16 protein-coding genes and 1 riboswitch are annotated in these 20,170 nt (G+C 68.5%); of the genes, 5 read left to right on the top strand and 11 right to left on the bottom strand.

Annotated features, from left to right (window positions below):
* Positions 1–27: 27 nt before the first annotated feature.
* The 3 genes from EV653_RS05235 to EV653_RS05225 are packed head-to-tail and all read right to left on the bottom strand — an operon-like array spanning position 28 to position 1,785.
* A complete protein-coding gene (locus tag EV653_RS05235) occupies positions 28–813 on the bottom strand; it encodes a DUF4184 family protein (RefSeq protein ID WP_134098461.1) in 786 nt (261 codons plus the stop codon).
* A 30-nt stretch (positions 814–843) separates the two neighbouring features.
* Complete coding sequence (locus EV653_RS05230; protein ID WP_134098459.1) at positions 844–1,374, bottom strand: DinB family protein; 531 nt, start codon at positions 1,372–1,374, stop codon at positions 844–846.
* A 42-nt stretch (positions 1,375–1,416) separates the two neighbouring features.
* Positions 1,417–1,785, bottom strand: a complete 369-nt coding sequence (locus EV653_RS05225; protein WP_134098457.1) for a VOC family protein — start codon at positions 1,783–1,785, stop codon at positions 1,417–1,419.
* Positions 1,786–1,883: 98 nt separating this feature from the next.
* Positions 1,884–1,997: riboswitch (SAM riboswitch) on the top strand.
* A 16-nt stretch (positions 1,998–2,013) separates the two neighbouring features.
* Here EV653_RS05225 and EV653_RS05220 point away from each other — a divergent pair.
* Positions 2,014–3,378, top strand: a complete 1,365-nt coding sequence (locus EV653_RS05220) for an aminotransferase class V-fold PLP-dependent enzyme (protein WP_134098455.1) — start codon at positions 2,014–2,016, stop codon at positions 3,376–3,378.
* Positions 3,379–3,489: 111 nt separating this feature from the next.
* Here EV653_RS05220 and EV653_RS05215 read toward each other — a convergent pair whose 3' ends face one another.
* The 4 genes from EV653_RS05215 to EV653_RS05200 all read right to left on the bottom strand — a co-directional run bounded on the left by EV653_RS05215 (position 3,490) and on the right by EV653_RS05200 (position 10,413).
* Complete coding sequence (locus tag EV653_RS05215; RefSeq protein WP_134098453.1) at positions 3,490–5,652, bottom strand: ATP-binding protein; 2,163 nt, start codon at positions 5,650–5,652, stop codon at positions 3,490–3,492.
* Positions 5,653–5,676: 24 nt separating this feature from the next.
* Positions 5,677–6,648, bottom strand: a complete 972-nt coding sequence (locus tag EV653_RS05210; RefSeq protein WP_134098451.1) for an alpha/beta hydrolase — start codon at positions 6,646–6,648, stop codon at positions 5,677–5,679.
* 89 nt (positions 6,649–6,737) lie between these two features.
* On the bottom strand, positions 6,738–8,789 hold the full coding sequence (locus EV653_RS05205; RefSeq protein ID WP_134098449.1) for a prolyl oligopeptidase family serine peptidase: 2,052 nt from the start codon (positions 8,787–8,789) through the stop codon (positions 6,738–6,740).
* Positions 8,790–8,886: 97 nt separating this feature from the next.
* Complete coding sequence (locus EV653_RS05200; RefSeq protein ID WP_134098447.1) at positions 8,887–10,413, bottom strand: alkaline phosphatase D family protein; 1,527 nt, start codon at positions 10,411–10,413, stop codon at positions 8,887–8,889.
* 199 nt (positions 10,414–10,612) lie between these two features.
* On the opposite strand from EV653_RS05200, the gene EV653_RS05195 reads away from it, so the two are divergent.
* Both EV653_RS05195 and EV653_RS05190 read left to right on the top strand, forming a co-directional pair.
* Positions 10,613–11,692: a fatty acid desaturase family protein gene (locus tag EV653_RS05195; protein WP_134098445.1), complete on the top strand. Its 1,080-nt coding sequence runs from the start codon at positions 10,613–10,615 to the stop codon at positions 11,690–11,692.
* Between the two features lie 75 nt (positions 11,693–11,767).
* Complete coding sequence (locus EV653_RS05190) at positions 11,768–12,832, top strand: fatty acid desaturase family protein (protein ID WP_238159576.1); 1,065 nt, start codon at positions 11,768–11,770, stop codon at positions 12,830–12,832.
* On the opposite strand, the gene EV653_RS05185 is transcribed toward EV653_RS05190, so the two are convergent.
* The 3 genes from EV653_RS05185 to dapA are packed head-to-tail and all read right to left on the bottom strand — an operon-like array spanning position 12,809 to position 16,494.
* Entirely contained in the window at positions 12,809–13,837 is a 1,029-nt protein-coding gene (locus EV653_RS05185; protein ID WP_134098443.1) for a LacI family DNA-binding transcriptional regulator, read from the bottom strand. The genes EV653_RS05190 and EV653_RS05185 overlap by 24 nt on opposite strands.
* Positions 13,838–13,888: 51 nt before the next feature.
* Positions 13,889–15,583 (bottom strand): ribonuclease J, encoded by a 1,695-nt coding sequence (locus tag EV653_RS05180; RefSeq protein WP_134098441.1) that lies wholly within the window; start codon positions 15,581–15,583, stop codon positions 13,889–13,891.
* Entirely contained in the window at positions 15,580–16,494 is a 915-nt protein-coding gene (gene dapA / locus EV653_RS05175) for a 4-hydroxy-tetrahydrodipicolinate synthase (protein WP_134098439.1), read from the bottom strand. Before dapA ends, EV653_RS05180 begins: the two co-directional genes overlap by 4 nt.
* A 299-nt stretch (positions 16,495–16,793) precedes the next feature.
* On the opposite strand from dapA, the gene EV653_RS05170 reads away from it, so the two are divergent.
* Positions 16,794–17,225, top strand: coding sequence for a hypothetical protein (locus EV653_RS05170; RefSeq protein WP_134098437.1), 432 nt, complete (start codon positions 16,794–16,796; stop codon positions 17,223–17,225).
* Here EV653_RS05170 and EV653_RS05165 read toward each other — a convergent pair.
* Positions 17,216–18,025 (bottom strand): metal-dependent hydrolase, encoded by an 810-nt coding sequence (locus EV653_RS05165; protein ID WP_134098435.1) that lies wholly within the window; start codon positions 18,023–18,025, stop codon positions 17,216–17,218. The genes EV653_RS05170 and EV653_RS05165 overlap by 10 nt on opposite strands.
* 701 nt (positions 18,026–18,726) lie before the next feature.
* On the opposite strand from EV653_RS05165, the gene argG reads away from it, so the two are divergent.
* Positions 18,727–20,160, top strand: coding sequence for an argininosuccinate synthase (gene argG, locus EV653_RS05160; RefSeq protein ID WP_134098433.1), 1,434 nt, complete (start codon positions 18,727–18,729; stop codon positions 20,158–20,160).
* Positions 20,161–20,170 lie beyond the last annotated feature (10 nt).

The following is a 20,170-nucleotide window of genomic DNA, read 5'->3' as shown; positions in this document are numbered from 1 at the left end:
GCCGATCACGCTGCCCCATCCGTAGCGTCACAGCGTGACCACGCGCCTCCGGAAGCGCATCAGGTGCCAGACGACCACGTACGACGCGACCGCCGCGAGCCCGCCGGAGACGAGACCGGAAAGCGCGAGCCGAACGGCCGTCTCGCCGCTCAGCTCGCCGTCGGCGCGACCGATTTCGACGATGGCGCCCGTGGCGGCCAGCAGCAGACCGAAGAGGACCGCCGCGTACCGAAATCGCGGCGCGACGAGGTCACCGGGAGTGACCGACGGCGTCGTACGGCGGTACCAGCGGTAGAGCCAGATGGCCAGGACGAGGCAGCCGCCGAGCGTGCTGACGTACTGGAGGATGCGGTTCACGTCCCACGCCGGCGTCACTGCGGCGCGGAAGACCCCGGGGAAGTGTCGGACGAAGTACCCGTCACCGTGGGTGAAGGAATCCCACACGACGTGGGTCATTGCGCCGAGGATCGCAGACACGAGGCTCCACACGAGCGTGGCCCGGCCCACGGAAGGGGCAGCCGGGAGGCGCGCGGCGAGGGCCGCGGGAGCCAGTGCGGTGAGCGGGCGCCTGACGACGACGTTGTAGATCCCGAGCATCAGGAGCGCCAGGAGCGGATCGAGCCAGAGCGCCGAGGTGAACTCGTGGGTGAGGGTCAGCGTGAAGTTGCCGTTGATGTGCTGCGTGGCGAGCCGGTAGATCGGGTCGACGTACAGCAGATCCGGAGCCACTGCGCCGGCGACCAGGGCCGAGGCCACGAAGGGCCGCCGGATCAGTGGAAGGACGGCCGCGGGGTGGACGAGGGTGAACGGCACGGCGGCAGCCTAGAAGTGCTGGAGGTCGTGTTACGCGCCCGTTGTGCCGTCGAGTTGCTCTCGCAAGAGGTCGGCGTGGCCGCAGTGCCGGCCGTACTCACCGATCAGGTGGATGTAGATCATCCGCAGCGTCGACTCGGTCCCGCCGAACGTGAAGCGGTCGTCCAGCGAGTGATCGGCGGCGGCCTCGTCGGAGAGCTTCCACTCCGCGATCAGGCCTTCGTACGCCGCCTGCGCGTCGGCCGGGTCGATCAGCTCGAAGTCCGAGTCCTTGCCGAGCTCGGGCGCGAACAGCGGCTCGGCCGGTGCATCGGCGAAGTGGATGCGGAACCAGATCCGCTCGACCTTGGTGAGGTGCCGGATCAGGCCGAGCAGCGACAGGTTGGACGGCGGTGACGGCCGCTCGGCCAGCTGTTCGGCGGTCAGCCCGGCGCACTTGAACAGCAGCGTGGTGCGATAGAAGTTCAGATAGCCCTGCAGCAGCTCGCGTTCGGGTGCGGTCAGCGAGCCATCCGGTCGCTCGACAGCAGGTGCTCTCCACACAGCGGCATCCAACGTCATGGCGCCCATCCAACACGTCAGCAACGCCGACGGCGAAATCGATCAGGCGTTCACCGGCGGAGCCCAGCCCGGGCGCGGGATCAGACAGAACGGGTGACCGGCCGGATCCTCGTACACCGTCCCGGCGAGCTTCCGGGCGCCGAGTGCGAGCACCTCCGGCCCGGCCGCCTCTACGTCGTCGACCATGACGTCGAGATGCATCTGCTGTGGCCGCTCCGGGTCCGGCCACTGCGGGCGCCGATGATCGACGGCGCGCTGGAAGCCCAGGCCTGAGGTGTGGTCGTTGTCGGCGACAACCACCCAGTCGTCGCTCTGGTAGGTGATGGGCTTGCCGAGCAGCGCCGAGTAGAACCGCGCCAGTTCGAGCGGCTCCGGGCAGTCGATCGCGAGGTGGTGCAGTCGTCCGATCATGCCCACCAGTGTGCGCCGTCTCAGAATATGTGCGCTAGTCCCGGAATATGAGATAGGCACTGGCGGTCCTCGTGGCCGGTTCGTTACCGTACTCGGCAGGTCATGAGTGTCAGCGACAAGCCCCGGCTCGCTGGCCGGCAACCCTCCTCCGCGGTGGGGTGCCCCGGGTGAAGACCAGGCCGTGCGGATACCCCGCTCGGCAAGTGCGGACTTCCTGGGAGCAGCAGCATGTCGATCTTGTCCATCCTCGAGCCTGCCAGCACGACGACTGCGCGGCCGACGGTCGCCCGCCTCGTCACCGGCAGCATCCCCGCCACGGTCGGATCGGACCTCCTGGTCCCGCTGTCCGACGGCCGGGTCACGGACTACGCGAACTTCGACCACGGTGCCAGCGCGCCGTGCCTGGAGTCGGTGCGGGCCAGCGTGGAGGCGGCGCTGCCGTCGTACGCGTCGGTGCACCGTGGCAACGGATACGCGTCGCGCATCACCACACAGTGGTACGAGCGGGCTCGCGAAGAGGTGCACGCCTTCGTCGGCGCGCGCTCCGACGACCAGGTGATCTTCACCCGGCAGACCACCGACGCGCTCAACCTGCTGGCCCGTGCGGTGCCGGCGGACGCGACCGTGATCGTGTTCGAGTCCGAGCACCACGCCGCGCTTCTCCCCTGGCCGGCGGAGCGGACTGTTCGCCTCACAGCGCCGACCAGCCAGACCGATGCCGTGACGAGCGTCGCCGACGCACTCCGCCAGGCGCCTGAGGGTCCGCGCCTCGTCGTGATCACCGGCGCCTCGAACGTCACTGGCGAGATCTTCCCGATCGCGGAGATCGCCAAGGTGGCCAAGGCCCACGGTGCACGAGTTTGTCTGGACGCGGCACAGCTGGCGCCGCACCGTCCGGTCGACATCTCCACCCTGGATGTCGACTGGGTCGCGCTGTCGGGTCACAAGCTCTACGCGCCGTACGGCGCCGGTGCGCTGATCGGTCGCTCCGACTGGCTCGACGCCGCAGATCCCTACCTGTACGGCGGTGGCGCGACGCATGCCGTCACCGAGGACACCGTGGTGTGGGCGACCGGTCCGGCGCGGCACGAGGGCGGCTCCCCCAACGTCATCGGAGCGATTGCTCTGGCGAGTGCCTGCGCCGCGATCAGCAAGCACCGCGACGCGATCGAGCAGCACGAGCGCAGCCTGCTGGCCCGTCTGCGGACCGGGCTGGCCCAGATCGACAACGTCACGACGTACTCGATCTTCGGTGAGGACGCGGACCGGGTCGGCACGGTGTGCTTCACGATCGCCGGTCTGACCTCCACGCTGGTTTCCGCGGCCCTCAGCGCGGAGTACGGCGTCGGCGTACGCGACGGCAAGTTCTGCGCGCACCCGCTCGTCGGCCATCTCCTCGCCGACTCCCCCGAGCACGGTACGGCGGTCCGCGCCAGCCTCGGCCTCGGGACGACGCGCGAGCACGTGGATCGGCTTGTCGACGCAGTACGCACGCTGGCCACGAGTGGTCCGCGGGCGGAGTACGCGGAGACCGCGCACGGCTGTCAGCCGTCCGACGACCCCCGCGACCTCGACGCTCCGCGGATCTGGTGACCCAGCCTCCTACTGCTCAGGAGCACGCCTGCGAAAGGTGAGCAGCCGACGCCCGCAGGCCGTCCTCACTTCCAAGCCGGACATCCAGCGCCGACGCGGGAATGACGGACATCACCGCTGAGCCACCCACGACGCGATCTGACTGCGCGTACTGAACCCCAGCTTGTCCAGGATGTGCACGACATGAGACTCGGCTGTCCGCCGGCTGATGACCAGGCGGGCAGCGATCTCCTTGTTCGTCATCCCCTGCCCCACCAGCTCGGCCACCTGCTCTTCCCGGGCGCTCAACGGACCACCTGTCCGGCCGGAACCCACCGAAGCCGGTCCAGCGCCGACGACAGCCGTGATCGCGCGGTCGAAGTCTGCCGCCAACGCTGCCCCACGCTCGAAGGCGACCCGGTACCGCTCGGCGCCCAGAGCCTCGCTGACCTCGGCCGCGCAGGTGTCGTGTGCCTCGCGCATGTGGAGTGACCCCAGCATCGGGCTCGCGCCTCCGGTCGACCAGATCCGGTCCGCGATCCCCAGCAGCTCAGCCGCACGGCTGTGCTCTCCCTGGGCAGCCTTCACCCAGCAGAGAACCTCGACCGCGATGACCGTTCCGAGTACGTCGTTGAACGTGCGGGCCAGCTTGACGGCCTCGACGAGTCCAGCCTCCGCCTCGGCGTACGCTTCCAACGCCCACTGAGCCAGCGAACGCGCGAACAGCAGGCTGCTCCGGGCAAACTGCTCGCCGCTGGCCTCACACAGTTCCAGCCCGCGCCGGGCCAGCTCCAAACCCTCCAAGGCGCGTCCCTGCCAGACATACGGCTGGGCAAGCGCCGAGTGCAGCTGAAGCAGCACACTGCTCGGGCGGCCGGTGGCCTCCAACAGCTCGATCGCCTGCTCGAACAGCGGCTCGCATCGCGAACCGTCCCCGGTCAGGAACCAGTAGCCTCCCAGCACCAGCAGGGCGTGGGCGAGCACCTCGTCGTCGCCGTTGTCCCGTGCCCAGGCCTCAGCCTCGACGCCGTAGGGACGGACGGTCGAGGCGTAACCGGTCAGGCAACGCGCGAAGGCACACATCCACAACGCCTGCGCGCGGTCATGGCTCGGCCCCGGATTCTGCTCCAATGCGCGCTCGAGCCAGTGCCGGCCCTCAGCCGGGTGTCCGCAGAACAACCAGTGGTAGTGCAGAGCGACGACCAACCGCAGCCCGGTCGCCTCCTGGCCCGGTGTGCTCAGGCTGAACTCGAGAGCCGCCCGGAGATTGGCATGCTCCGGCTCCGTGAACCGGTGCGCCTCGATCTGTGCGTTCGCGCGGGTCCAGTCCCGGCTGTACCGCTCGGCCAGTCGCAGGTAGTGGTCCCGGTGCAGCACGCGTACGGCGTCCGCCGAGCCGTCCGCCCGCAGCCGCTCCAAGCCGTACTGGCGGACCGTCTCCAACAGCTGGAGACGTCCGCCGACGGACTGCACGATGGACTTGTCGACCAGACCGGAGAGCACCTCGAGGTCCGCACAAGAGACCGACTCCGCGGCCGCGAGGTCGAAGCCGCCCACGAACGCGGACAAACGGGACCAGAGCAACCGCTCCGCCGGCGTGCAGAGCTCCCAGCTCCAGTCCAGGATCTCTGCTCGGCCCGGTGCCAGCGTCTCCATCCGCGCCAGCAGGTCGTCGACCGAGAGCACCCGCAACCAGGCAGCGGCCAGCTCGACGGCGAGCGGGATCCCGTCCAGCCGGCGGCAGATCTCCACGACTTGTGCCCGGTCGGCGGCGTCGATCCTGCAGCCCACGGCGGCTGCCCGGTCCTCGAACAGTTCGGTGATCTCCGCGAGCGGCTGCACCGAGTACACCCGCTCGCCGCGTACGCCGAGACGCTGCCGGCTGGTCGCGAGCACGCGGATCCCGGGCGCTGCCTTGAGGAGCAGCTCGATCAGCTCGGCGCACGCGTCGCGCAGATGCTCGCAGTTGTCCAGAACCAGCAGCAGCGCCCGGTCCTCCAGATACTTGGTCAGTCGGCCGACGGGATCGTCGTCCGCGTCCCGAAGCCCGAACGCCGCGCTGACCGTCCGGGCGAGATCGGCCGGGTCCTGCACGACCGCGAGCTCCGCCAGCCAGACGCCGTCCGGGAACGTCCGGGCGACCTGCGCCGCGGTCCGCAGCCCGAGCCGGGTCTTACCGACACCGCCCGGCCCGGTCAGCGTTACCAGCCGGCCGGTGGACAAGACGGCCCGGACGTCGCGCAGCTCTTGGCGACGTCCGATGAAGCTGGTGAGCTCAGCCGGCAGGGTCCCCATCTCAGGGGCGAGAATATGCCAGATTCACTCGAGGTAGTGCGCCAGATCCGCCGCCACGTGCCGGAACTCGGCCCGCACCGACGGCAGGTCGTGAATCGGGTTCAGCAGCGCCATGTCGTGGATCTGCCCGACGTACATCACCGAGACCACGTCGACGCCGGCCTCGTCCAGCTTGTGCCCGTAGGCCTGGCCCTCGTCCCGCAGTACGTCGTTGCCCGAGGTGTGGATGACCGCCGGCGGCAGACCCCGCAGCTGGTCCGGACGTGCTTGCAGCGGCGCGGCGTACGGGTTGCGCCGGGTGGCCTCGTCCGGCGCATAGACGTCCCAGCCGAACTTCATGAAGTCCAGTGGAAGGAACCGTCCGTCGGCGAACTCCTGGTACGACTCGGTGTCGAAGCGAGCGTCGGTAGCCGGGTAGAGCAGCAGCTGGACCTTGATCTCCGGGCCGTCGTGGTCGCGCGCATACATGGTCAGCGCGGCACTGAGGTTGCCGCCTACGCTGTTGCCCGCGACGGCCAACCGGCTCGCGTCGAGTCCGGCACCTGAACCCTCGCTAGCGATCCATTGCAGTGCCGCGTAGCACTCCTCGAGCTGCGTCGGGAAGACGGCATCGGGGATCGGTGTGTACTCGACGAACACCACCGCATACCCAGTCGATGTGACGAGGTCGTGCGTCAGACGCTGGTGGTTGTCGAAGTCGCCCGCGATCCAGACTCCGCCGTGCAGGAACAGCACGACCGGCAGTGGACCGTCGACTCCGGACGGGCGCTGGATGTACAGCTTGGTCCGTACGCCGTCGACCTCGATGTCCTGCTCGGTGACGTCGACCCCGCCCAGGTCGACCGGCACGGTCGCCTGCAGGCCGCTCAGCGTCGCCCGGACCTGGTCGCCGGGCAGCAGCCAGAACGGGTCGGGGTTCTTGTTCAGCTCGGTCAGGAACTCGCGGACCCGGCGTTCGATCCTGAGGTCGCTGCCGGCATCGGGTACGTCGCTCATCGGGCTGCCTCCCTGCTCGGGGTGGGAACTGGTGCGAACGAGTCCACCAGCCGCCACCCTGAGCAGGCATCCGGCAAAATACCGACCGGCTACCCCACCCGTAGTCCGGTGTGGTGCGCAGCGAACGCCAGGAGGTCGGCCCACTCGGCCGCGACCATCGCGGCAGGTTTGCCGAAGCCGTGGCCGGTGTTGACCTCTACCCGGGTGAGGATCGGCGCGGGTCCGGACTGGGCGTGCTGCAGGGCAGCGATGTATTTGTGGCTGTGCAGCGGTACGACGCGGTCGTCGTGATCACCGGTGACCACCAGCGTCGCGGGGTACGCCGTACCCTCTGCCACGCGGTGCAGTGGCGAGTAGGCCAGGAGGTCCTGGAACTGTTCAGGGTCCTCCGGCGATCCGAAGTCGGAGACCCACGCAGCACCCACTGTGAACTTGTGGAAGCGGAGCATGTCCAGCACTCCGACACCGGGCAGCGCGACCTTGAACAGGTCCGGCCGCTGGGTCATGACCGCTCCGATGAGCAGTCCGCCGTTGCTGCGGCCGTGCATGGCCAACTGGTCGGACGTGGTGACGCCGGTCTCCTGGAGGTGCTCAGCGACCGCGATGAAGTCGTCGAAGACGTTCTGCTTGTTCTTCAACCGGCCGGCGTCGTGCCAGTCGCTCCCGTACTCACCGCCGCCGCGCAGGTTGGTGATCACCAGCACTCCTCCAGCGGCCAGCCAGCCCGACCAGCCGGGGCGGTAGTCGGTCTGGATCGGGATGCGGAAACCGCCGTACCCCCACATCAGCGTCGGGCGCGGGGCGCTGTAGTCGAGGTCGGAGCGGGTGATGACGAAGTACGGCACGTCGCGCCCTGGTGCGACTCGGCGCTCCACGGAGACGGCCGGCGGCGTGAAGGTGCTGGTGCCGCGGACCAGCTCCGGAAGCGCACGCGCTGCACCCGTCGAGGCAGAGACGACGTACGAGAGCGTGGGGTCGGTGACGGTGGACAGGCCGACGAAGAAGTCGGCGTTCTTGGCAGAGGAGTTGAGACCGACCACGGCGCCGTCGGAGATCTCGACCTGCCGCGCACCGGAGCCGTCGAGCGCGTAGACGGTCACGACGGATTGCGCGTCGACCAGTGTCAGCGTGACGAACCCGTGCTCGGTCGGGCTGACCGCCTGCAGCGTGGACTCGCCCTCGGGCACGAGGTCGGTGAAGTCGCCGTCCAGCGTCGACAGCACCACGCGGCCGCGGGAGGCGTCACGATCCGTCTGCAGCACCAGCTGGTCGCCGGACATCCGGACGAAGAGGATCTCGTCCCGGTACTCGTCGACGACCTTGATCGGCTCGCCGAGGCCGTCGGACGTGATCGGGAACAGCCACAGTTTGGCCGCGGGGTCGGTGCCCTCAGTGATCAGCGCTACGACGTACCGGTCGTCGTCGCTGACCTCCGTCGAGATGAAGGTGCTCTGCTCCTCGAAGTGCAGCACCAGCGTGTCCTCGGACTGCGGCGTGCCGATCTTGTGCATGGTCAGCCGCCCGCTGCTCAGGCCGCTCGTCTCGGTGCCCTCGCTGCCGTCGCTGACCGGGTAGTGCAGGTACAGGTAGCCCGAGCTGTCCGGCAGCCAGACCGCCTCGCTGAACTTGGACTGCGTGACCACGTCGTCCACCGGCTCGCCGCTGGCGATGTCGAGCAGCCGGAACGTCGTCCAGTCGCTGCCGCTCTCGTTGATGCCGTACGCGAAGTACTTGCCGTCCGGGCTGACCGTGAACGTGCCGAGCGAGTCGGTGCCGTCCTCGGACAGGGTGTTCGGATCGATGAGCACCCGGCCGCCGGAGAGCAGTTCGTCGAGCGACTCGGCGACGTAGATGACGTCCTGGGCCTGCGTGCCGTCGTTGCGGCCGACGAAGTACCAGCCTGCTTTCTTGGCGGGGACACCTGCCCGCGGCCGCGCGAGAATCGCGGACATCGTGGTCTGGAACCACGCCCGCTCCGGATACCCGGAGAGCTCGGTCTCGGTGAACTCGTTCTGCCTGCGGACCCAGTCCTGGGTGTCAGGTGAGTCAGGATCTTCCAGCCAGCGATACGGGTCGGCGATCTCCTGCCCATGCAGTATCTCGACCACATCGTCGCGGCGGCTCTCGGGGAAAGCGGTCATGGGCCCAACCTAACTCGATGCCGGCGTCGTCCTCACCCGCTCCGGTGGGCGGCATCCCGCGCAGGCACCGGAGCCGGGTGAGTCCGACGGGCCCAGCTCAGTGGCGGGCCGGGGTGATGTCCTTCTTCCACAACACGTCGCCGAACAGGTTGCGGAGCGAGACCGAGAAGACGCCGGTCCGCGGGTCGATGCTGGTGTGACCGAAGAACTGGTTGCCACTGGCCGGCGACTGGCTCGCGAAGTCGGCTGCCTTGACGAAGACGGCCTCCGGGCCGAAGGTCGGGTCGAGCGCGTTCGGTCCGAAGGTGCCCGCGTTGATCGGACCGGCGACGATCTCCCAGAACGGGTCGAAGTCGGTGAACACCGCGCGGGACGGGTCGTAATGGTGCGCGGCCGCGTAGTGCACGTCGGCGGTCAGCCAGACCGCGTTCCGCACCTTGTGCTTCTTGAACTGGCTCAGCACCCACGCGATCTCATGCTCGCGGCCGCCGGGACCGCCGGGCAGACCGTTCGCGACCGCCTCGATCAGGTCGCCGTCCGGCACCAGTAGGCCGAGCGGCATGTCGCTCGCGATCACCTTCCAGGTCGCCCGCGACGCCGCGACCTCGCGCACCAGCCAGGCAGCCTGCTCGGCGCCGAGCATGGCGACCGGCCCGACGGTCGAGGGCACCGGGTTCGCGCCGCGGTAGGTACGCATGTCCAGGCAGAACACGTCGAGCAGCGGCCCGTAGCTCACCTTGCGATAGATCCGGTCACGCCCGGACACGTGCTCCATCGGCAGGTACTCGAGGAACGCCTTCTTCGCCCGCGCCGCGAGCACGTCGACGCGCTTCTCGGTGTACCGGTCGTCGGTGAGGATCTCCCCCGGGTACCAGTTGTTCAGCGTCTCGTGGTCGTCCCACTGCGCGACCAGCGGTACGTCGGCGTACAGGGCGCGCACGTTCTGGTCCATCAGGTTGTACTTGTACCGGCCGCGATACTCGGCCAGCGTCTCGGCGACCTTCGAGACCTCCTCGGTCACGACGTTCTTCCAAACGGTGCCATCGGCAACTTTCAGCTCGGCCGCGATCGGACCGTCGGCGTAGATGTTGTCGCCGGAGTGCAGGAAGAAGTCCGGCCGCGTCTCGTGCATCGCCTTGTACGCGATCATCCCGCCGAGCTCCGGGTTGATGCCGTAGCCCTGGCCGGCGGTGTCGCCGGTGAACACGAACGAAACCGGCCGGTTGCGGCCCGGGGTGGTGAACGAGCCGTCGAGCGTCTCGCCGATCCGGCCGTTCGCGTCCTCGAAGCCCAGGCGGTAGTCGTACCGCTGCCCCGGCCGCAGACCGCGCAGCGGCAGCCGCGCGGTGAAGTCGTCGTCGGCCGAGGTCTTCGGGCCGCGCAGGTGGATCGCCCGGTCGAAACGGCCGTGGCTCGCCAGCTGTACGACGAGCCGGCCGGGCCGGTCGGTCTTCGACCAGACGACGGCCGAGGACGGCGTCACGTCGGCACTTGCGATGCCTGAAGGCAGCGTGGGCCGGTCGCGGCGGACCAGGCTCGGGGCGGCGGAGGCGATCCCGGGTACGGCGAGGGAGGCTCCGGCGACCGTGGATGCGGCCAGGAGCTGGCGGCGGCTCAGTTTCATGACCCGAAGGTGCGCCCCGCTGATGACGGTCAGGTGAAAGCCGGGCGAACTGGGTATCAAATCGCCCGGGGAGCCTGTCGCCAACTTGTGTGCGACTACTCGACGTGGTTCCGTTGAGTGCCACAGCACCTTTCTCGTGACGCTGCCCCGGACCTGGTAGCGCATCGACCGATGCACTACTGGAACCGGAGTGTTTCTCATGTCACAGCTGCTTGCCGAAGACCACGACCCGTTACGGGCTCAACACAGATATACGAACCTGTACACCGACCTGCTCCGCACCGTCCGCGAACTGGGGCTGCTGCGACGACGTCGGGGGTACTACTTCATCCGGATCGGCCTCGTCGTGGCCGCGTTCATCGGGGTCTGGGTCGGCTTCGGTCTGCTCGGCAACTCATGGCTCCAGCTGCTGATGGCGGGTGCGCTGGCGCTCGTGCTCACCCAGGTCGCGTTCCTCAGCCACGACAGCGCGCACCGGCAGATCTTCGACTCCGCGAAGTGGAACGACTGGACCGCGCGACTGCTGGCCGGCGGACTCGTCGGCATGAGCGCGAGCTGGTGGCGGTCGAAGCACAGCCGGCACCACCAGGCGCCGAACCAGCTGAAGAAGGACCCGGATATCGACATCGGCGTCATCGCGTTCACCCCGGAGCACGTCGGCCGGCGCACCGGCTTCCAGGCCTGGCTGACCCGTCGCCAGGGCTGGCTGTTCTTCCCGCTGCTCACGCTCGAAGGTCTCAGCCTGTACGTCGCGAGCGTGCAGCACCTGCTCCGCCGTTCGGCGACCAAGGTCGAGCGGATCGAGGCGGCGATCGTGGTCAGCCGCCTGGCCGGGTACCTGACCGTGCTGTTCCTCCTGCTGCCGATCGGCAAGGCGGGAGCGTTCCTCGGGCTGCAGCTCGCGATCTTCGGGATCTGCCTGGGCGGTTCATTCGCGCCGAACCACAAGGGGATGCCGCTCGTCCCGGCCACCATGAAGCTCGACTTCCTGCGCCGCCAGGTGCTGATGTCGCGCAACATCCGCGGCGGAGTGTTCACCGACTTCGCAATGGGTAGCCTCAACTACCAGATCGAGCATCACCTGTTCCCGAACATGCCGAGCCCGACCCTGCGGCGCGTCCAGCCGATCGTGCGCGAGTACTGCGAGCTGCACGGAGTGAAGTACACCGAGGTCAGCCTGCCGTCGTCGTACCGGATCGTCGTCAACTACCTGAACAACGTCGGGCTCCGGGCCCGCGACCCGTTCGAATGCCCGCTTGTTGCGACCTACCGGGGGTAGCACTTTGCCAAGCAGACCTCGCCGGGCCATCTGGCCGCACGCCCGGCGTCACGCCACGACCTCACTCTGGCCAGCGTGAGCGCGCAGCAGCAGTACGTCAGCATGTACACGGATCTCCTGCGGACCGTGCGTGAACTGGGTCTGTTCCGCCGCCGGCAGGGCTACTACTTCACCCGGATCGGCATCGTCGGCGGCGCCCTGCTCGGGGTGGTAGCGGGCATGATCGTGCTCGGCAACACCTGGCACCAGCTCTGGCTCGCGGGCGCGTTGGCGCTCGTCCTGGTGCAGGTCGCCTTCCTCAGCCACGACAGTGCGCACCGGCAGATCTTCCACTCGAACGCGCGCAACGACTGGACCGCGCGCATCCTGGCCGGCTGCATCCTCGGCATGAGCGCGAGCTGGTGGCGCAGCAAGCACAACAAACATCACGCCGCACCGAACCAGACCGACCGTGATCCCGACGTCCAGCTCAAGGTGCTCGCCTTCACGCCCGAGGCGGTCGTCGACCGCGGGCCGATCGGCCGGTGGCTCGCCGCGCGGCAAGGCTGGTTCTTCTTCCCGCTCCTCACCCTCGAAGGCGTCGGCCTGCACGCATCCAGCCTGCGACACCTGCTGCGCAAGGACGCCGGCCGCGCGGACCGCATCGACGCGATCGTGGTCGCCGCACGCATCACGGCGTACGTCGCTGCGCTCTACGTGCTGCTGCCGCCAGGAAAGGCCACTGCGTTCCTCGGGTTGCAGCTCGCGGTGTTCGGGGTCTGCCTCGGCGCCGCGTTCGCCCCGAACCACAAGGGCATGCCGATCGTCCCGGCCGGGTCGAAGCTCGACTTCCTCCGCCGGCAGGTGCTGATGTCGCGCAACATCCGCGGCGGCATCCTCACCGACTTCGCGATGGGCGGGCTCAACTACCAGATCGAGCACCACCTGTTCCCCAGCATGCCGCGGCCGACGCTCCGGCGGGTGCAGCCGATCGTGCGCGAGTACTGCGAACTCCAAGGGATCGCGTACTCCGAGGTCGGCCTGTTCAGGTCGTACCGGATCGTCGTCGACTACCTCAACAACGTCGGCCTGCGGGCCCGCGACCCGTTCGACTGCCCGCTCGCGGCCGAACTCCGGTCAACGCGGGGGAATCTCGCCTGAGCCCCGGATCGTCAGCTTCACCGGGACCCGGACCGTGCGTCCGGGCCGGTGCGGCTCCGGCAGGCGCTCGGTCATCAGCTGGATCGCGGTCCGCGCCATCACGTCGGCCGACTGCGCGACCGCGGTCAGACCCGGGCTGAGCAGATCCCCCAGCGCCAGGTCGTCGAACGACACCAGCGCGACCCGATCGCGGCGGCCGGCCAAGCCACGCAGTACCTCGGCCGTCGTCATGTTGTTTGCCGACAGCAACGCAGTCGCCGGCTCGGCCCGATCCAGTACTGCGGACAGCGTGATGCCGATGCCCTCGGTCGTCGGCTCGGACAGGTGGACCAGGTCCTCGTCCACCTCGATGCGGTGCCGGGCCATCGCAGCCCGGTACGCGACGACGCGCTCCCGCGCGGTGAAGATGCGCTCGTCGTCACCGAGGTACGCGATCCGGCGATGCCCCTGCCGGACGAGGTGATCGATCGCCTGGTCGATCCCGCCGGCGTTGTCCGCGAGCACGGCGTCCGCCTCGATGCCGTGGGCGGGACGGTCGATCGTGACGACCGCCATCCCGGCGTCGACATGCGGCGCGAGGTACTCCTGGGTCTCGCCGATCGGCGCCATGATCAGCGCGTCCGGCCGGCGGGCGACGAACTCGAGGCAGACGTCCCTCTCCCGCTCCGGATCCTCGTCGGTCAGCCCGATCATCACCACCGAGCCGGACGAGCGCGCCCACAGCTCGACCGCTCGGCCGAGCGAGGCGAAGAACGGGTCGCCGATGTCACGGATGACGACGGCGATCGTCCCGGTCTTGCCGCGGCGCAGCATCCGGGCGGACTCGTTCGGTGTGTAGTTCAGGTCCTTGATCGCGGCCTGGACCTTCGCGGTCAGCTCAGGGCTCACGTTCGGCTCTTCGTTCACCACCCGGGAGACGGTCTTCAGTGCGACCCCCGCCCGGGCGGCGACCTCCTTCATCGTGGGCCGGCGCTGACCCGTCCCGTTCACCCCGCTGACACTCATCGCCGGCCCACCCTTTCGATAGCTCGCGCCGAACGCTACACCGAGTAGTGCCTAGCTCTCGACCACAACCGGAATGATCATCGGGCGGCGGCGGTGGGTATCGCTGACCCACTTGCCCACCACCCGGCGGATCACCTGCTGCAGCTGGTACATGTCGTCGACCCCGCCGCCGATCGCTTTCTCGATCTCGGCCTCGATCTTCGGCTTGAGGTCGTCGAAGACAGTGTCGTCCTCGGCGAACCCGCGCGCCTGGATCTCCGGCCCGGCGGTCAGCTTGCCGGTGACCGAGTCCATCACCGCGATGACCGAGATGAACCCTTCGTCACCGAGGATCCGGCGGTCCTTGAGCGAGGTCTCGGTGATGTCGCCGACGGTCGAGCCGTCGACGAACACGTACCCGCAGTCGACCTTGCCCGCCACCACGGCCTTGCGGTCGATCAGGTCGACCACCACGCCGTCCTCGACGACGACCACGTTCTCCCGCGGTACGCCGGTCTGCACCGCCAGGTCGGCGTTCGCGTGCAGGTGCCGGACCTCGCCGTGCACGGGCATCACGTTGCGCGGCTTGACGATGTTGTAGCAGTACAGGAGCTCGCCGGCGCTGGCGTGACCGGACACGTGCACGAGCGCGTTGCCCTTGTGGATCACGTTCGCACCGTGCCGGATCAGGCCGTTGATCACCCGGTACACCGAGTTCTCGTTGCCCGGGATCAGCGACGACGCGAGTACTACGGTGTCGCCGGGCTGCAGGTGTACGACGTTGTGGTCGTTCGCGGCGATCCGGGACAGCGCCGACATCGGCTCGCCCTGCGAACCGGTCGAGACCAGCACGACCCGCTCCGGCGGGTAGTCGTCGAGCTCGCGCATGTCGATCAGCGTGTCGCCGGGGACGTTCAGGAAACCGAGATCACGGGCGACGCCCATGTTGCGGACCATCGAGCGTCCGACGTACGCGACCTTGCGGTTGTGCTTCACGGCCGCGTCCATCACCTGCTGCACGCGGTGCACGTGCGAGGCGAAGCAGGCGACGATGATCCGCTGGTTCTTCGCGTTGGTGAAGACCCGGTCCAGCACCGGCGCGATGTCGCGCTCGTGGGTGGTGAAGCCGGGCACCTCGGAGTTCGTGGAGTCGACCATGAACAGGTCGACGCCCTCCTCGCCGAGCCGCGCGAACGCGCGCAGGTCGGTGATCCGGTTGTCCAGCGGCAGCTGGTCCATCTTGAAGTCGCCGGTGTGCAGTACGACGCCGGCCGGCGTCTTGATCGCGACCGCGAGCGCGTCCGGGATCGAGTGGTTGACCGCGACGAACTCACAGATGAACGGGCCGATCTGCAGGGTCTCCCCCTCGGCCACGATCTGCTGCGGCACGTTGCGGTGCCGGTGCTCCTTCAGCTTGCCCTCGAGCAGCGCGAGCGTGAGCTGCGATCCCACCACCGGGATGTCGCCCCGCTCACGCAGCAGGTAGGGCAACCCGCCGATGTGGTCCTCGTGGCCGTGCGTCAGAACGACCGCGACGACGTCGCCGAGCCGGTCCCGGATCGGCTCGAAGTCCGGCAGGATCAGGTCCACGCCGGGCTGGTTCTCGTCCGGGAAGAGTACGCCGCAGTCGACGATCAGCAGCTTGCCGTCGTACTCGAACACGGTCATGTTCCGGCCGACCTCGCCGAGGCCGCCGAGCGGGATGACCCGCAAAGCGCCCGGAGTCAGAGGTCCGGGCGCGTCGAGATCTGGATGGGGATGGCTCATGCAATCAGTCCTGCCGTCTTGAGGTCGGTGGTGAGCCAGTCCACTTGCTCGGCGGTCGCCTCAACCAGCGGCAACCGGAGGGTCGCGTGCTCGATGACGCCGGCCAGCTTCAGCGCGGCCTTCACCATGATGGCGCCCTGGGTCTTGGTCATGATCGTCTCGACGGCGGGCACCAGCCGTCGATCAATCTCCTGTGCGGTGGCAAGGTCGCCGGCCACCACGGCGTCGATCAGCTGCCGGTACTCGCGGCTCGCGACGTGGGCCACCACGCTCGCGATACCGACCGCGCCGATCGCCAGCGAAGCGAGGTTCAGCTCGTCGGCACCGCAGTAGTAGAACAGATCAGTGTTCGCCAGCACCTTGGTGGTCCCGGCGATGTCGCCCTTGGCGTCCTTCACCGCGACGATCCGCGGGTGCTCGGCGAGCGCGATCAGCGTCTCGGTCTTGATCGCCACCCCGGCCCGGGCGGGGATGTCGTACAGCATGTTCGGCAGGCCGGTGGCGTCGGCGACCGCGGTGAAGTGCGCGCGCAGCCCGTCCTGCGGAGGCTTGTTGTAGTACGGCGTGACGACGAGCAGACCGTCGGCTCCGGCCGCCTCGGCCTGCTTGGCGCACTCGATCGTGTGCGCGGTGTCGTTCGTGCCGACACCGGCGACGATCTTCGCGCGGCCGTCGAGGGCCTCGCGGACGGCCTCGATCAGCTGGACCTTCTCCTGGTCGGAGGTGGTCGGCGCCTCGCCGGTGGTCCCGTTCAGCACGAGGGCGTCGTTCCCGCCGTCCACCAGGTGCTTGGCGACCTTCTGGGCAGCGTCGAGATCGAGGGACCCGTCGGGACGGAACGGCGTGATCATCGCGGTCGTCAGACGGCCGAACGGCAGCGTCGACGAGGGCGTGGATTCTGGCGAGGACATGGCCCTCAGATTACCGCTCCCAAGCCCCGGAGAAATGGGTAGGCCTGGTGGCTGTCCGCTCGGGGGTCCGGGCAGCCACCAGGCTCACTCGTCCTATCGGGCCCGCCCCAGGAGTCGTTACAGCTTCTTCGAAAAAAGTCCGGAAAAACTTCTGGAAATACTCTGCGTGATCAGATGACTGCATTCCGTCCAGATCTTGTGACTTCGGATGCATTAGTCTCACCGGCGTGTCGACATCTGCCGCCGCTCCAGCCGCCCGCCAAAGCCTGATTATGGTCTGTGCCACAATGGCTTCCGCGATGCCGTTGATCACCCTCGTGCTGTGGTTCGTTCTCGCCACCGACGGTATCGGCGACTTCCCGGCGAGCTGGGTCCCGCTTGTAGTGCTTGCCGTAGCCGTCGGCGCGTATTCGATCTGCGAACTGGTCGGCTTCCGCACTCCGCCGCTCGAGTACTCCGCTCGGTCGGCGGCCGAGATCGAGGCGGATTCGTGGCGGCGGTTCACGACCTCTACCTTCACGCGCTTCGCGATGTGCGAGGCGGTGTTCCTGGTGTCGGTCGCACTCGCGTTCGTGGTGGAGAGTTTCTGGGTCGTGCTGATCGGCCTTGTGCTCGCGTTGCCGTTGTTCTTGCTGGAGGCGTGGCCGGGGGTGCGCAACCAGCGCAGATTCGCGGCGGCGCTCGAGTCGCGCGGCGTGCCGTCGTACCTGAGCGGTCGGCTTCAGGACTGACCGGCGATCCAGATCTGGGTTGCGTCGAAGAGTTGCTTGACCGCATGGAAGGCTCCGGGCAGAAGGAGTACGCCGACGACCAGCAGGATCGGGGCGACTAGCAGCCGCTCGACCCAGCTGTCGGTGCTGAAGCGGAGGGGGCGCGGGAGACGGAGTTCGTACCAGGTCTCGCCACGGATCGGGAGCGGCCAGAGCCATGGGCAGCCGGAGCGGGTGAGGCTGTCACCCAGGCAATGGACGAACATGCCGACCGCTACAGCGACACCGATCCAACTGCCGATCTGTGCCAGACCTGCTTGTACTGCGTCAGCTGCCGCCGTACCGGGCAATGGTGTGAGCGGATCGGCCGTGCCGACGACGGACCAGCCGGCTGCGGCGAGGACCGCGAGGATGATCCAGTCCCCCAGCACGTCAGCCGCGAGCACCAGACCGGTCACCGCGACGGCCAGGACGGCCCACTTGCCGCGGTCACCGAGGTTGGCGGCGAGGAAGCCTAATAAGACTGCCGCCGCGAGCGTGTGGGTCGCGTGACGGTGCTTGCCTGTGCCCTCCTCGTCGCGTGGGCCTTTGGTCAGGTTGTAGAGCACGCCGGAGAACGCCCGTACCGCACCTGAGACCAGCTCGGTCACCGGGCCGAGCAACCGCGACGCACTCGCTCCCGGGTGGTCGAGGTCTGGCAGCAACGCGTACCCAGCAGTGGCTGCCGCGAACGGCACCACCTCCGCAACCGACGTCAACCCCACCAACGGCGCCACCGCCAGCCCCGCACACCACCCCGACAACGCATGCGACCGCCCCATCATCCGAAGCCTCACTCCCCTCAACCGACCCCCATCCTCCCCCACCCACCCCACCAGCCCCACCAGCCACGCTGACCACGCCCACCCTCCACCCCCCTCAGATGGTGGGTTGACCCCTGAGACGACGGCGCAAGGGAGCGGCGCAGGCGGCGCAGGCGTGCGCGGCGCAGGCGGCGGGCCGGCCTCCACTGCTTTGCGCGCCATCTGAGGGGTTGACCCCTCAGTTGGCCGGTTGGCCCCCAAGAATCTGGGTCCGCAACCCACCAACTCCGGGGTTGACCCCTGAGACGACGGCGCAACAGAGGCGGCGCAGGCTGTGCGCGGCGCAGGTGTGCGGCGTAGGCGGCGGGGCCGGCCCCAACTCCCCGCTTGCCATTTGAGGGGTTGACCCCTCAGTTGGCCGGTTGGCCCCGGAAATCTGGGTCCGCAACCCACCAACTCGAGGGTTGACCCCTGAGACGACGGCGCAGGCGGCGCAGGCGGCGCAGGCGGTGCAGGCGGTGCAGGCGGTGCAGGCGGCGGGGCCTGCCCCAACTCCCCTGCTCGCCATTTGAGGGTTGACCCCTCAAATGGCCGGTTGGCCCCCGAAAATCTGGGTCCGCAACCCACCAACTCCGGGGTTGACCCCTGAGACGACGGCGCGAGAGCGGGCAGGTCGAGGCCGCTTTGCATAATCATGCAGGAGGGTGCATACTTTTCCTGTGTCCAAGGTGCTTACTTCTTTGCCGGTTGGTGAGCGGGTCGGGATTGCCTTTTCTGGGGGTCTCGACACGTCGGTTGCGGTTGCGTGGATGCGGGACAAGGGTGCGATCCCGTGCACGTACACCGCCGATCTCGGGCAGGCCGACGAGCCTGACATCGAGTCGGTGCCGGGCCGCGCGACGGCGTACGGCGCCGAGATCACGCGGCTGGTGGACTGCCGTTCGGCGATGGTCGAGGAAGGGCTCGCGGCGCTGGCGTGCGGCGCGTTCCACATCCGGTCGGCCGGGCGGACGTACTTCAACACCACCCCGATCGGCCGGGCCGTGACCGGCACGCTGCTGGTTCGGGCGATGCTGGACGACGACGTGCAGATCTGGGGCGACGGGTCGACGTTCAAGGGCAACGACATCGAGCGCTTCTACCGGTACGGCCTGCTCGCGAACCCGCAGCTGCGGATCTACAAGCCGTGGCTGGACGCGCAGTTCGTGCACGAGCTCGGCGGACGGAAAGAGATGTCCGAGTGGCTGGTCACCCACGGCCTGCCGTACCGGGACAGCACCGAGAAGGCGTACTCCACCGACGCCAACATCTGGGGTGCGACGCACGAGGCGAAGACGCTCGAGCACCTCGACACCGGGCTCGAGACCGTCGACCCGATCATGGGTGTGAAGCACTGGGACCCATCGGTCGTGATCGAGGCCGAGGACGTGACGATCGGCTTCCAGCAGGGCCGGCCGGTGACGATCAACGGCAAGGAGTTCGGCTCCGCGGTCGACCTGGTGCTCGAGGCGAACGCGATCGGCGGCCTGCACGGCCTGGGCATGTCCGACCAGATCGAGAACCGCGTCATCGAGGCGAAGAGCCGGGGCATCTACGAGGCGCCGGGGATGGCGCTGCTGCACGCGGCGTACGAGCGGCTGGTCAACGCGATCCACAACGAGGACACGATCGCGAACTACCACAACGAGGGCCGGCGGCTCGGGCGGCTGATGTACGAAGGTCGTTGGCTGGACCCACAATCATTGATGCTGCGGGAGTCCCTGCAGCGGTGGGTCGGTACGGCGGTCACCGGCGAGGTCACGCTGCGGCTCCGGCGGGGCGAGGACTACTCGATCCTCGACACCACCGGCCCGGCGCTCAGCTACCACCCGGACAAGCTGTCGATGGAGCGGATCGAGGACTCGGCGTTCGGCCCGGTCGACCGGATCGGTCAGCTGACGATGCGGAACCTGGACATCGCCGACTCCCGCTCGAAGCTGGAGCAGTACGCCGGCCTCGGGATGTTCGGCAGCTCCAACCCGGCGCTCGCCTCCTCCACCGACCTGATCGGCGAGCTCCCGACGGGCGGCGCCGAAGCCATCGCTTCCCGCGGCGAAGCGACGGAAGAGGACGAGCTCCTCGACCGCGCCGCGATGGAGTCCGGCACCGACTGACCACCGAGTC

The sequence above is a fragment of the Kribbella pratensis genome, from assembly GCF_004365355.1.
In the GTDB taxonomy this organism is placed as follows: Bacteria; Actinomycetota; Actinomycetes; order Propionibacteriales; family Kribbellaceae; genus Kribbella.
The sequence above is the reverse complement of the archived record's forward strand: the minus strand, read 5'-3'. Positions and strand labels throughout refer to the sequence as shown.

Bases quoted from the DNA above. Each gene is read 5' to 3' on its own strand.
- EV653_RS05230 (WP_134098459.1), bottom strand. From the start codon at position 1,374: ATGACGTTGGATGCCGCTGTGTGGAGAGCACCTGCTGTCGAGCGACCG.
- EV653_RS05225 (WP_134098457.1), bottom strand. From the start codon at position 1,785: ATGATCGGACGACTGCACCACCTCGCGATCGACTGCCCGGAGCCGCTC.
- EV653_RS05220 (WP_134098455.1), top strand. From the start codon at position 2,014: ATGTCGATCTTGTCCATCCTCGAGCCTGCCAGCACGACGACTGCGCGG.
- EV653_RS05215 (WP_134098453.1), bottom strand. From the start codon at position 5,652: ATGGGGACCCTGCCGGCTGAGCTCACCAGCTTCATCGGACGTCGCCAA.
- EV653_RS05210 (WP_134098451.1), bottom strand. From the start codon at position 6,648: ATGAGCGACGTACCCGATGCCGGCAGCGACCTCAGGATCGAACGCCGG.
- EV653_RS05205 (WP_134098449.1), bottom strand. From the start codon at position 8,789: ATGACCGCTTTCCCCGAGAGCCGCCGCGACGATGTGGTCGAGATACTG.
- EV653_RS05200 (WP_134098447.1), bottom strand. From the start codon at position 10,413: ATGAAACTGAGCCGCCGCCAGCTCCTGGCCGCATCCACGGTCGCCGGA.
- EV653_RS05195 (WP_134098445.1), top strand. From the start codon at position 10,613: ATGTCACAGCTGCTTGCCGAAGACCACGACCCGTTACGGGCTCAACAC.
- EV653_RS05185 (WP_134098443.1), bottom strand. From the start codon at position 13,837: ATGAGTGTCAGCGGGGTGAACGGGACGGGTCAGCGCCGGCCCACGATG.
- EV653_RS05180 (WP_134098441.1), bottom strand. From the start codon at position 15,583: ATGAGCCATCCCCATCCAGATCTCGACGCGCCCGGACCTCTGACTCCG.
- dapA (WP_134098439.1), bottom strand. From the start codon at position 16,494: ATGTCCTCGCCAGAATCCACGCCCTCGTCGACGCTGCCGTTCGGCCGT.
- EV653_RS05170 (WP_134098437.1), top strand. From the start codon at position 16,794: ATGCCGTTGATCACCCTCGTGCTGTGGTTCGTTCTCGCCACCGACGGT.
- EV653_RS05165 (WP_134098435.1), bottom strand. From the start codon at position 18,025: ATGGGGCGGTCGCATGCGTTGTCGGGGTGGTGTGCGGGGCTGGCGGTG.